The sequence below is a fragment of the Rothia sp. CCM 9416 genome (assembly GCF_048513535.1).
Lineage (GTDB): Bacteria > Actinomycetota > Actinomycetes > Actinomycetales > Micrococcaceae > Rothia.
Genome location: NZ_JBLXXR010000026.1, coordinates 1 through 12,831, shown reverse-complemented (window position 1 = coordinate 12,831; position 12,831 = coordinate 1). Strand labels below are relative to the sequence as shown.

General features: G+C 58.2%; 9 protein-coding genes. 7 read left to right on the top strand and 2 right to left on the bottom strand.

Annotated features, from left to right (window positions below; genetic code table 11):
- Window positions 1-21 precede the first annotated feature (21 nt).
- Window positions 22-3,519 carry a chromosome segregation protein SMC gene (smc, locus tag ACN080_RS09360; RefSeq protein ID WP_419113631.1) on the top strand — a complete coding sequence of 1,166 codons (3,498 nt, stop codon included), beginning with the start codon at window positions 22-24 and terminating at the stop codon, window positions 3,517-3,519.
- Window positions 3,520-3,585: 66 nt separating this feature from the next.
- Here smc and ACN080_RS09355 read toward each other — a convergent pair whose 3' ends face one another.
- The gene (locus ACN080_RS09355) at window positions 3,586-4,950 is read right to left on the bottom strand and encodes an MFS transporter (RefSeq protein ID WP_419113630.1); all 1,365 of its coding nucleotides are present in this window, start codon (window positions 4,948-4,950) and stop codon (window positions 3,586-3,588) included.
- Between the two features lie 130 nt (window positions 4,951-5,080).
- Between ACN080_RS09355 and ftsY the strand changes: the two genes are divergently transcribed.
- From ftsY to ACN080_RS09340, 3 genes are all read left to right on the top strand, one after another.
- Window positions 5,081-6,184 (top strand): signal recognition particle-docking protein FtsY, encoded by a 1,104-nt coding sequence (gene ftsY, locus ACN080_RS09350; protein ID WP_419113629.1) that lies wholly within the window; start codon window positions 5,081-5,083, stop codon window positions 6,182-6,184.
- A gap of 218 nt (window positions 6,185-6,402) precedes the next feature.
- Window positions 6,403-7,785, top strand: a complete 1,383-nt coding sequence (locus ACN080_RS09345) for an aldehyde dehydrogenase family protein (protein ID WP_419113628.1) — start codon at window positions 6,403-6,405, stop codon at window positions 7,783-7,785.
- Between the two features lie 82 nt (window positions 7,786-7,867).
- Window positions 7,868-8,695: an exodeoxyribonuclease III gene (locus ACN080_RS09340; RefSeq protein ID WP_419099502.1), complete on the top strand. Its 828-nt coding sequence runs from the start codon at window positions 7,868-7,870 to the stop codon at window positions 8,693-8,695.
- Between the two features lie 80 nt (window positions 8,696-8,775).
- Here ACN080_RS09340 and ACN080_RS09335 read toward each other — a convergent pair whose 3' ends face one another.
- Window positions 8,776-9,183 (bottom strand): hypothetical protein, encoded by a 408-nt coding sequence (locus ACN080_RS09335; RefSeq protein ID WP_419113627.1) that lies wholly within the window; start codon window positions 9,181-9,183, stop codon window positions 8,776-8,778.
- Window positions 9,184-9,447: 264 nt separating this feature from the next.
- Here ACN080_RS09335 and ffh point away from each other — a divergent pair, with 264 nt between their 5' ends.
- From ffh to ACN080_RS09320, 3 genes are all read left to right on the top strand, one after another.
- Window positions 9,448-11,016, top strand: a complete 1,569-nt coding sequence (gene ffh, locus ACN080_RS09330; protein WP_419099504.1) for a signal recognition particle protein — start codon at window positions 9,448-9,450, stop codon at window positions 11,014-11,016.
- A gap of 226 nt (window positions 11,017-11,242) precedes the next feature.
- A complete protein-coding gene (locus ACN080_RS09325; RefSeq protein ID WP_419113626.1) occupies window positions 11,243-11,731 on the top strand; it encodes an NUDIX domain-containing protein in 489 nt (162 codons plus the stop codon).
- A 60-nt stretch (window positions 11,732-11,791) separates the two neighbouring features.
- A partial coding sequence (locus tag ACN080_RS09320; RefSeq protein ID WP_419113625.1) for a hypothetical protein occupies window positions 11,792-12,831 on the top strand: 1,040 nt, incomplete at its 3' end.

The window sequence follows — 12,831 nt, the reverse complement described above, 5'->3', positions numbered from 1 at the left end:
AGAACAACCGAATGGCCTCGAATGTACCTGAAATCTTTGACCGTGCGCGGCTTCAAATCCTTCGCTTCGGCCACCGTTTTTGAGTTTGAACCGGGCCTGAACGTGATTGTTGGGCCCAACGGGTCGGGCAAGTCCAACGTGGCGGACGCCCTGGCCTGGGTCATGGGTGCTCAAGGCGCTAAGCAGTTGCGCGGAGCTGCCATGAAGGACGTCATCTTTGCCGGTGGCGGCGAACGCGGGGCGCTGGGTCGGGCCAAGGTTGAGCTGGTTATTGATAATTCTGACGGTTCCTTACCGCTCCCTCACTCAGAGATTCGCATCACTCGCACCATGTTTTCCGCTGGCGGGTCAGAGTACGAAATCAACGGCCAGCCCGCTCGTCTGACCGATGTTCAGGAGCTTCTTGCCGATACCGGCGTGGGCAAAGACCCCTACACCCTGGTGGGGCAGGGGCAGGTCGATAAAATCCTGCACGGCACCGCCCAGGACCGACGGGAGCTGATTGAGCAGGCTGCTGGCCTGGTCAAGCACCGCCGTCGCCAGGCAAAGACCGCAGCTAAACTCGACGACCTTAAAGGTAATCTTGACCGGCTGGAAGATTTGGCTGCTGAACTTTCTGACCAGCTCGAAGGAAGGCGCGAGCAGGCTGAAGCGGCTCGTATTGCCTCTGACGTTGCCGCTCGTGTGCGGGCACTGAAGGGTGATCTGTTGGCGCTGGATGGTGCCCATCTGAAAACGGAGATAGCGGAACACACTGAAGCAGCCGAACAGGCGGCTGTAGCCCGCGCTCGCTCCGAAGAAAAGAACTTGGTTTTTACCCAAGACCTGGCTGACCTTACGGCACATGAAGCCGCCATCAAAGCCAGCCTGGAAGAAAGCATGCAAGAAGTCGCTACCCTTAAGGCTCTTGCTGCCCGGGTCCAGACGATTGAGCGGGTTGCCTCAGAGCGTATAAAACAGGCGAATCAGCAGGACGATTATGCTGATGCCCTGGCGCACCTTGAAACTGCCCGGCTGGGTGCAGGCCAGGAAGAAGAAGCCGCCCGCCTGGCTAAGGAACGGGTGCTTCAGGCGGAAAAAGAGCTTAAAGGCCTGGAAGACATCTCGCGGCTTGCTGAAAAGGATCACCGTCAGCTCAACCAAGAGCTAGAGCAGGCTAGGAGTGAGGTTGCTGAACACCGGGAACTGCTTTCGCAGCTGACCACCGCACTTGCAGCGGCGCGGACCTCCTTTGAAAAAGCTCAGGCTGAAGCAGCCCGCCGCAAGGATGAATACCAAGAATTTGAGAGCAACCAGGCGCAGGTGAGCGCTTCTGTTGAAGCCGCCCGTGCCACGGTCCAAGCGCTTGTAGCAGAGTACGAGCAGGCTCTCCTCTACGAGAAACAATCCCGTTGCGGACGTCAAGCCGCGGCGGATGCCCAGGAGAAGAGCCGGGTCAAGCTGCAAGAGACCGAGCTGGCTCTGCGGTCTGCTCAGGCTCGCTACCAGGCACTCGAAGCGGCCTGGTCACAGGATCACGAGTCATCCACCGAGCCAGCTGGGGAGCGCGAAAAAGCCCTGAGCGCAGGTGCGCAGGAGCTTGTATCTTTACTTGAGGTTAAGCCTCAGTGGCAGAAGGCTGTAGCAGCTGTCATTGGTCCCTATGCCCGTGTTCTTGCTGATAAGAAAGGGAGGAATCAGCCCCACCTGGTTTCGCAGGTATTCCGGCCCGAAGGCATGCAGAACCCATCTGGACAGAAGGAACTATCTATACCTGAACTTGAAGATAAGGGTTTTATGGCTTTGCGGCAGGCCCTATCTGCCCCCGCCGCGCTAACAGATGCCCTCAACATTCTCCTGGGCCGGGTTTATCTCTGTGAGAACCTTGTCCAGGCGCAGGAAGCAGTCAGAGACTTCCCGGACATCACCGTGGCGACAGCAGACGGCCTATTGGTCACATCTGTCTCTGTCCTTTACCCCCAAGAGGTCGAGACGAGCTTTGACGCTCACGCCCAGCTGATTGCGGCTCAGTCGCATATGAAAGATATCGAAAAGGAATGCGAAGAAGCTCGCCTGGCCCTTGCCCAAAATCAGCAGGGGCTGACTCTTGCCCAGGAGCAGGAGAAGCAGGCGGCCCGAAAGGTTGGAGCCCTGTCTGCGCGGGTCACCACAGCTCGAACTGACCTGGCTGGTCTGACCGGGGCCTGTACCAGTGCCCAGGCTGAAAAGCGCAGGCTCACCGATGCGGCACACCGAGCAGATGAAGCGCTTAAAGAGGCTGCAGCACAACTGGCTACGGCAACAGATGAGCTTGAGCGCGCCCGGAAGAACCCACCTCACCCCAACCTTGCTGATCTGCTGGAGAGGGCGCAAGAAGCCGCTAGCACCGTTCAGCAAGCTACTGAACGACTTGCTCAGGCCCGTACCGGTCTGGAGCGCGATCGGGAGAATGCACAGGCCGCCCATGCTCGCTCACTCCAAGCCCAAGAAGCTCTGAACGCCCTTGAAACGGCCGAACTGAATCGGCAAGGCCGCCATGCCCAGGAACAAGCTGCTCGTCGCCAAGCTACCCGTCTAAACCTGGCGGCTCAGGCTCTTGCTTGTCAGCTAGCCGGGCTACTGAAAGAGGCAGAGAAAGGCCACGAAAACACACGGTCCCAGGCCCTTACCCTGGCAGAAGGTCTCAGCGATACCCGGGAGAAACTAGCCAGCGGGCAGAAATCACTGGCTGCTGCGCTGACGCTCCAGGCAGAGGCCGCCGCCCAGCGGGCTCGCTGTGAGACGCGCTGGGAGGGGTTGGAGAACCGTGTCCGTGATGAGTTAGGGCTGAGCCTGGATGAGCTGATTGCAAGCCGTAGCGGGGTGGCCGCTGATCGTGCTGAGACTGAGAAAGCTCTGGCCCAGGCAGAAGCTGAGCTAGCCCGCCTGGGTGTTACCAACCCGCTAGCGCTGGAGGAATATCAGGCTCTGGAACAACGGTTTGGCTATCTGCGCCAGCAAATATCTGACATTAAAGCTAGTCGCACCGATGTGCGTGCGGTCATGAAGGAGGTCAACGACTACATTGTGACCTCTTTTGACTCAGCCTTGGCAGATGTCCAAGAACAATTTGGGCCTATCTTTGCCACGCTCTTTCCCGGTGGTCAGGGGGAGCTGGTGCTCAGTGACCCCGCTGACCGTCAGAACAGCGGCCTGGAGATTCAGGTCAAGCCAGCTGGTAAAAAAGTAACCAGGCTATCGCTTCTCTCTGGTGGCGAGCGGACCTTAGCCTCACTGGCCTTGTTGCTAGCGGTTTTCATGGCCCGCCCGGCTCCCTTCTATGTGCTTGATGAGGTAGAAGCGGCTCTCGATGATCGAAACCTGGGCCGTCTTCTTGAGGTGCTGGGGCAGCTGCGGGAACGGTCGCAGCTACTGATGATTACCCACCACCAGCGCACTATGGCGCAGGCCGATACACTCTACGGGGTATCGATGCGTAATGGCGTTTCGGCTGTTATTTCGCAGAGGCTTGCAGATTACAGCCAATCATCTGAGGTGTAGGCAGGGCAGGTTAAAGGGGGCGAGCGCCGGGCTGAAAATTTCAGCCCGGCGCTCGTGTCTGCAGTCTTAGCGGCCTGTGTAGCCTTTGTCGGCAAGATCTGCGGGGAACTTGGGTTTGATTCCCGGTATCCAGCCAATGGCGGCGATCAGCAGGAGTGCACCGGCAACAGCAAAGGCGGGGAAGAAGCCCCAGGCATCGATGATGAAGCCAGCGAAGAGCGGGCCTACAATCAGGCCGATGTCAGAGACCATCTGGAAGTAGGCCAGGGGTTGGCCACCTGAGCGTTTGTTGCCTACGATATCGGAGATTGCCGCTTGGAGGGAGGGACTCAGAAGGGCTGCAGCGATACCGAGCAGGATTGCGGAGGCAACGAAGGCCGACGGTGCGGTAATGGTTCCAAAGACGATTGTGACGATGCCGGCCAAGAGGAGGCCTGAGAAGATCATGGGGCGGCGACCGATTCTATCACCGAGCTTGCCTGAGTAGATTTGCATGAGCGCGTTGCCGGTTGCGTAGGTGGCCAGGGTGAAACCGGCCAGGCGGGCACCTGCGGTGGCAGGGTCATAGCCTGCCTCTGAGCCGTGGAGGCTGGCCAGTAGGGCTACTGCCGCCAGCGGTACAACTGTTGATTGGAGTCCAAAGATGCTCCAGCCTACGGTGAGGTTGGTGAACAGGGCTGAGCGGTAGTTGCTGAACTTGAGGGCTTCTTTGAGGGTGAGTTCGGGCTTTGCTACGGGTATGCCCTGGGTGTTGAGGTGGGTTTGTGGTGCTTGGTCTTTAAGCTGGGTCATGACGATGAGTGAGGCGCACAGGAGCATGCCGGCGTAGACGAAGAAAGGGACTCGCATGCCCAGGGCGGAGGCGGCAGCTCCTAGGACTGGGCCTAGGATGTTGCCCAGCAGGAAGGAGGTGGCGTAGTAGCCGGAGACTTTACCCCGGATGGAGGGTGGTGAGTTGCGCACCAGGATTCCCATGGCGGCTACGGTGAACATGACCGAGCCTGTGCCCCCGATGATACGAGAAGCGATGAGCATGGGGTAGTTGATAGATAGCCCTGCACCGATGGATCCTAGCCCTACAATGATCAGGCCGGTGGAGTAGATGCGTCGTTCCCCGAATGCTGTAATGAGTTTGCCGGAGACCGGGGCGAAGAGAAGGCGGGAGAGGGCGAAAGCTGAGACTACGAAGGTTGCCGCCATAGCTCCCACATCGAAGGAGCGTGCGAAGCCGGGGAGGACGGGTGCTACAAGTCCGTATCCTAGCGCGATGAGAAAGGAGGCAGCGATGAGTACTTTGATTTGGGTGGGTACTTTGGTGTTTTCTTGTGCTGGGTGAGGGGAGCCTTGGATGTGAACACTTCGACGGATTGATTCTGGAATGACCGGGATGGCTCCGGTGTCCATGGAGGGGGTGGGGATATGTTTGCTCATCTTGCTTTCGCCAGTCTTAGATTTTCTCAAAGTATTATAGCTCACACCTCTGAGCGCTAATATGCAGAACTGCATTCTACCGGTGGGTGCGGGGGCTGTATAGCGGTGCAGAATGTGGCAAGCTAGAGGTGTGAATGATTCTTTAACTCTGATTGTCTATATTCTGCTGGGTCTTCTCATCCTGGGCGGTGTTCTAGCCGTCCTCCTGCGCGGTCCTAAGGCACCTAAAGGTGGCTATGGGACGACTCGCGACGCCGACGATACCCCGGTCACCGACTCCGGTGAACCGGTCACCTCGATTGAGAAGCCTGCTTCTGCTCAGGGCCGTCTGGTGCGTTTGCGCGCCCGCCTGTCCAAGTCCAATAACCTACTGGGTAAGGGTCTGCTGGCTCTGCTGTCCCGCGACAAGATTGACCAGGAGGTCTGGGACGAAGTTGAAGAAACCCTTCTCTTGGCTGATCTGGGTTCTGAGCCTTCTACCCGCCTGGTGGAGGCCCTCCAAGAGCGTGTGCGTGTTGAGGGTACCGAGAACCCCGCCCATGTTAAGCAGATGCTCCGTGAAGAGCTCCTGAAAATCGTGGGGGAGGACACCGACCGTTCCCTCAACCTTGAGGGTGTTGACGGTAACCCCGGCCTGGTGCTTGTGGTGGGTGTCAACGGTGTGGGTAAGACTACGACCGTTGGCAAGCTGGCTCGTGTGATGGTTGCTGAGGACAAGAACCTGCTTCTGGGCGCTGCCGATACCTTCCGCGCCGCCGCTGCTGACCAGCTTCAAACCTGGGGCGACAGGGTAGGTGTTGATACCGTGCGCTCAGAAAAAGACGGTGCTGACCCTGCCTCCGTTGCTTTTGAGGCTATCCGTCAGGGCAAAGCTCGTGGTGTAGATACGGTCATGATTGACACGGCTGGCCGCCTGCAGAATAAGGCCGGCCTGATGGATCAGCTGGGCAAGATTAAGCGTGTGGTCCAGAAAGAAGCTCCCGTGACCGAGGTGCTCCTGGTTATTGATGCTACAACCGGCCAGAACGGCATGATTCAGGCCAAAGTCTTCTCCGAGGTTGTGCAGATTACCGGTATCGTGCTGACCAAGCTGGACGGTTCCGCTAAGGGCGGCATTGTGGTGGCTATCCAGGAAGAACTGGGCGTGCCGGTCAAGCTGATTGGCCTGGGCGAAGGCCCGGATGACCTGGCTCCTTTTGAGCCCGGTGCTTTCGTGGACGCCCTGCTCGACTAAGCAGTATGAGCTTTGAACCCGCGTATTTTCCTTACAAGCAGCTGTGGGGGAGGGTACGCGGGTTTTCTCTGCCCGTTTATGTCTTGTGTGTGGGAGGGGGGAGAGACAATACCAAAGCCAGCTGCGAGAGGACTACCCGCCTACCTGCTAGAGTGTGGAGCGCCAAGGCGAGATAGCAGAGATAACCGACAATAGCCGGCCCGATGAAAGAGAGAAACATGGCAGCAGATATCAGCATGATTGAACCGACAGTAAGGAGCTTGCGCGAGTACTTTGCAAGCGGAGCCACCAAGCCGCGCATTTGGCGGCAGGAACAGCTTGAGGCCCTCCGCGCTCTGGTAGCAGAGAACACCCGGGAGCTTCTAGATGCTCTATACGCTGACCTGCACAAGTCGGCTACTGAGGCTCAGATGACCGAAATTGGTATCACGCTGGATGCTATTGATCACAGCCTCAAGAACCTGGCGCGATGGACAGCGCCCCGCCGCCTGCCGCTGCCCCTGACCTTGGCCCCCGGCAAGGCAGCTACCGTGCGTGAACCTCTTGGTACGGTACTGATTATTGCTCCCTGGAACTACCCGGTTCAGCTCCTGCTAGTGCCCCTGGTGGGTGCCTTGGCCGCGGGGAATACCGTGGTGCTCAAACCCAGTGAAGTCACGCCAACCGTTTCTTCTCTGATTGCGCGGTTGGTTCCTAACTACCTGGACTCTCAGGCGGTAAGGGTCATTGAGGGTGGGGTAGAAGAAACCACCCAAGTTCTGGCCCAGCGCTATGATCACATTTTTTATACCGGCAACGGTCAGGTGGGGCGTGTGGTGGCACGAGCCGCAGCCGAGCATCTGACCCCCATCACCTTGGAACTGGGTGGTAAATCCCCAACCCTTGTAGAGCCAGGTATCGACCTGGTAACTGCCGCCCGGCGTATCGTCTGGGCCAAGTTCATCAACGCCGGTCAAACCTGTGTAGCTCCTGACTACCTGCTGGCTATCGACGGGGTTGAAAAAGACCTAGTCCCGGAGCTGCAGGCAGCTATTACCGAAATGTTCGGCCAAAACCCCCAGCAGTCACCGGACTACGGCCGCATGGTCAACGACCGCCATTTTCAGCGGGTCAGTGGATACCTGGATGACGGTGAGATTCTGCAGGGCGGTCGCACCGATGCCGCAGAGAAATACATTGAACCGACCTTGCTCAAACCAGCCTCGCTCAAAGCCCCGGTGATGACCCAGGAAATCTTTGGGCCGCTGCTGCCTATTGTGACCGTGGCTAGCCTGGACGAAGCCATCGACTTTATCAATGAACGTGACAAACCCCTGGCCCTCTACGGCTTTGTTCAGCCCCAGAACCAACAGCGGCTGGTAGCAGAGACCTCCAGCGGTGGCCTGGTCTTTGGCGCAGGTCTGGTTCACCTCTCACCGCACAACTGGCAGTTCGGCGGGGTAGGTGAGTCCGGCATGGGGGCCTATCATGGCGAAAAAAGCGTGGAAATTTTTAGCCACGAAAAAACTGTGTTCATAAAGCCTCTCACCCCGGATACCCTGCGCTTGATTTACCCGCCCTACACCGGCCTCAAAGGGAAACTTCTGGGCAGAATCATTTAGCTGACGGAAAAGCAACACAGTGAGCCGATAGCCTATGGTGGCTGGTGGGGACCCTAGCAGGGTGGCCGTTAGACTGGTAGATATGAAACTAGTTTCCTGGAATGTTGATTCCCTTAATGCGGCTCTTACCAGCGCATCACCCCGTGCCCAGCTGTCCCGCCATGTTTTTGCCACTCTTTCAGAGCTGGCTCCGGACGTGCTGGCTATTCAAGAAACCAAGCTCCCGGTCAAGGGCCCCACCAAAAAACATTTGGAGGTGCTTGATGGCTACTTCCCGGGCTACAAGGTGGCCTGGGTGTCCTCCGATGAGCCTGCCCGCAAGGGCTACGCCGGGACCATGTTCCTCTACCGCCCCGAACTGGAACCGGTTGTCACCTACCCCCGCCTTGACGCGCCGACCACCATGGACTCCGAGGGGCGTATGATTACCCTCGAATTCGAAAACTGCTACATCACCCAGGTCTACACACCCAACGCCTCCGAGGGGTTGCGTCGCCTGGAGGACCGTCAGGTCTGGGATCGTCTTTATGCTGACTACCTGGCAACCCTGGACGCCAGCAAGCCGGTCCTAGCGACCGGTGACTTCAATGTTGCCCACACCGAAATTGACCTGGCTAACCCTAAGTCCAACCGCCGCTCACCCGGCTTTACCGATGAGGAACGCGAGGGCTTCACCCACCTACTTTCACGTGGGTTTACCGATACCTTCCGCCACCTGCACGGCGACGTGACCGGTGCCTACACCTGGTGGGCCCAGCGCTCTAAAACATCCAAGATTAACAACACCGGTTGGCGTATTGACTACTGGCTGGTCAGTGACCGCGTGGCCGATAAGGTCACCACATCGGAGACGGTCGATTCAGGACCCCGCCAGGATCACACTCCGATTCTGTTGGAGATTGATCTTTAGGCTCCGCTTGGGGCAAAACCCTAACTCTAGAAAGGTGCCCGGGTATCGGCGGTGATGCCCGGGCACCGGGTGAGTTCTGGCTAAAGGTTCTTGGGGCGCTGAATCCTAGTGCCATCAGGCATGAGGATATCGCCCGTCCCGCTGACATCCACAAAAGCTAAGCCCAGTTGATGGGCAAGGCTGATACAGAGCGGCTCAGCTTCTTCTACCTTCGACCAGGCGAAGCCCATATAGATGTGGTCCGAGCCGATGCCGTAGTCGGTCATGTAGGTTTCATCTTCAAGGCTGTCGTCCCATTCACCGTTCATGTCGGGGAACTTCTCAATGATGGTGTTGTAGAAGGCGGTGATGGGTTCGCTGGAACCAGCGGTTGAGCTGTAGCTGCGCGGTTCTGCCCACTCTGTGGCCTTGTCGTACCACTGATGAAAGACAGTGTACGGTGTGGTGGGAACGGTTGCGGGGTCAATAACCATAACGTCGTAGCTCATGGCGGTCCTTACTCAAATGAAAACAGGGTGAGGCTGTGCGCCCCAGCACTAATCTACCGGTTACACCATTGCCCTGTTGGACTGGGATAAATATGTCGATCAGCATTCACCACGCGCGATACCCAGACTCCTGCCCGGCACAGCTACACAATATGCGTTATCCTAGATAGTTGATACGTTCGCGCACACCCGCGCCCACACCAAGGGGTAGGGTAGCGAATCCCAGAAGATTTCTACCGGCATACGAAAGCGGTTCTAAGGCTCGTGTTCAATTCACTCTCAGATCGTCTGACAGCAACCTTCAAAAACCTACGCGGTAAAGGCAAGCTCACCGAAGCGGACATCGACGCCACAGTACGCGAAATCCGCCGCGCCCTGTTGGATGCCGACGTCGCCGTGCCCGTGGTACGCGAGTTCACCGCCCACGTCAAAGAACGTGCCCTGGGCGCGGAGGTCTCTGAAGCTCTCAACCCCAGCCAGCAGATCGTCAAGATCGTTAACGAAGAGCTGGTCAATATCCTGGGCGGGCAGACCCGCCGCATTAACATGGCCAAGACCGGCCCGACTATCATCATGCTGGCTGGTTTGCAGGGTGCCGGTAAGACCACCCTGGCCGGTAAGCTCTCGCACTGGCTCAAGAAGCAGGGGCACACCCCCATGCTGGTTGCTTCTGACCTTCAGCGCCCCAACGCCGTCAACCAGCTCAAGGTAGTTGGTGAACGCGCTGGCGTTCCCGTCTACGCACCGCACCCCGGTGTCACCAGTGAATTTGACGCTCCCACCGGCGACCCCGTTCAGGTGGCCCGTGACGGTGTGGCTGAGGCCCGCGCCAAGCTCCACGACGTTGTCATTGTCGATACCGCAGGTCGTTTGGGCCTTGATGCCGAGCTGATGGCACAGGCCCGCAATATCCGTGATGCCATCGAGCCCCACGAAGTTCTCTTCGTCATTGACGCCATGATTGGTCAGGATGCCGTGAACACCGCCAACGCCTTCAACGAGGGCGTGGACTTTACCGGCGTTGTCCTCTCCAAGCTCGATGGCGATGCCCGCGGTGGTGCTGCCCTCTCCGTTGCTTCGGTGACCGGCAAGCCGATTATGTTCGCTTCAACCGGTGAGAACGTCAGCGACTTTGAGCAGTTCCACCCCGACCGTATGGCCAGCCGTATCTTGGACATGGGCGATGTGCTCACCCTGATTGAGCAGGCTGAGCAGACCTGGGACAAGGCCGAAGCTGACCGCATGGCCAAGAAGTTCGTGGACCAGGAAGACTTCACCTTTGAGGACTTCCTCGCTCAGATGCAGCAGATTCGCAAGATGGGCTCCATGAAGAAACTGCTGATGATGATGCCCGGTGCGGCTCAGATTCGCCAGCAGCTGGAGAACTTTGACGAGAAGGAAATTGACCGGGTTGAGGCAATCGTTAGGTCAATGACCCCGCACGAGCGTGTCGCTCCCAAGATTATTAACGGTTCGCGCCGTGCCCGTATCGCGAAGGGTGCCGGTGTGAGCGTGACCGAGGTGAACCTGCTCATGGAGCGTTTCGCCCAGGCTCAGAAGATGATGAAGAAGCTGGCCAGTGGCAATATGGCCGGTATGCCCGGTGGCATGCAGATGCCGGGTATGGCCGCCGCTGGTGGCGCTGCCCGCAAGGGTAAGGGTAAGGGCAAGAAGTCTAAGGCTCGTTCCGGTAATCCCGCCAAGCGCGCCGCCCAGGAACAGGCCGCCGCTCAGAAGCAGAGCGCGGCAGGCTCAGCCTTTGGCCAGCAGAAGCAGGACTTTGATATGTCCGAGATGAACCTGCCTAAGGGCTTCGAGAAATTCCTTAAGTAGGGCGTGATTAGGTGACAGCCCGGGATTGGTGAGCGGGCGGGGCGGTCCTAGCGACTGGCCCGCCCGCTTCTTATCTTCTAGTGCTCCTATTCTGCTGAGAGAGTGCAAGGGGACACCCTGCTGTTGAGTGCCCTGTGACAGATGTACATTGGGTAGTGACACCTATTTGGGTCTAGGCCTGCACGCCGGGCACAGCACTGTATTTATGAACCGAGGGAAGACTGACATGCTTGATTCTTACCTGCCTGAAGATGCGCTCAAAGCCTTTATTGCTACATTGCCTACCCGACGTCTGGCCGCCGGTGCTCTGATTCGTGATACTCAGGGACGCATGCTGGCAGTTAAGCCCAACTACAAGGACGGCTGGACTGTGCCCGGTGGAACGGTTGAAGCTGGTGAAGCACCTCAGGAGGGCTGCTTCCGCGAGGTCGCTGAAGAAGTGGGCTTGGACTTAGAACCTGGCCGCCTTCTGGTGATCTTTCACGGCTTAGCGATGGGTATCTGGGGCGACTCAACCTACTACATTTACGATGCAGGGGTAGTGCCCGAGGGTGCCGAAATCACCCTGCAAGAAGAAGAACTGGTGGGCTATGAGTGGGTTGCGCCGGAGGACCTGGACCGCTATTTTGGTGCCCGCCACGCCCACCGCCTTCGCCAAGCCTACCGGGCTTTAGACACCGGTGCTGTCTACGAGTTTTCAAGCACCGCCCGCTAGAACCACCTACCGCCCTGACCCCTCTGATAAGGGGCGCTCATCTTTCAAGGAAAAGGCTTTATGACATTCCCCCTGGACGAACCCGAGCACAATCCCTTGCCCCCTGCTAATGGCGAACAGGTGGAAGCTGGCACCGTGTGGGTTCGTATGAGATTATCGGTTGTTGATGATCCCAAGGACTGGCCGGCAGCCCTTGCCCTTACCCCGGACCAGGCCGATAGCACCGAACCGGGTAGCAAGGAGAGTCGGGCTGTTTCGGAAGAAGAAATCAAGCGCCAGGTGCGTGAACAGCTAGCGAATATCATCGACTTGATCCAGTATCAGGCCACTGTGAACGTGCAGGCCGCAGGGGGGCATACTGAGCCTATGAGCGTTGAAGACCTGCGGATGGTGGACGAGCTGGTGGCAGACCCCCAGAAATTTGATGAGCTGATTCAGCGCATTGTGGACGAGGGCACTCAGAGCAATAGCTCCTCGCAGGTGCAGGCTGAGGCAGAAACCGAAGAGACTAGCCAAGCTCCCGAAACGGATTCAGCCCAAGAGGGCCGGGTTGTTCTCACAGAGAGTGAATCTGCCCCTTTTGAGGCTGACTCCCACTGGGACTTTGCCCTTGACCTTCCAGCTTTCCTAGCCGCACGCTCCGAAGCCACCGTCTATGAGATGCAGGGTGGCCGCGCTCAGCTCTACATTCTGTGCGAGCAGAGCCAAGCTGGGGGAGCGCTGGGCACTGTACAGACCAACGAAGAGGGTGAACTGTTCGCGGGGGTTGCCCTGGAGACCTTTGTGGATCAACTAGCCGCCAGCTTCCCCGCTGGGCGTGTTCAGTGGGTGCTCGATGGTAGCGATTTCCTGCACACCGCCAATTTTTCTGAGGGGCTTGATCGGCTCGACCTTGACCCTGCTGGCCGGTGTGCCGCTTTGGTAGAGCTGCCCATGAGTGGCCTGCCCGGCTATATGCGCCCCGAGATTATAGCCGGTGAGGTTCAAGCGGCCCCTGCTGATAAGGGCTGGTCGCTGCTCCAGGCAGACAGCCTGACCCTAAGCCGTCTGATACAGACCATGAACGTACCGACTATCGTTGCCGAAAAAACATTCTTTGC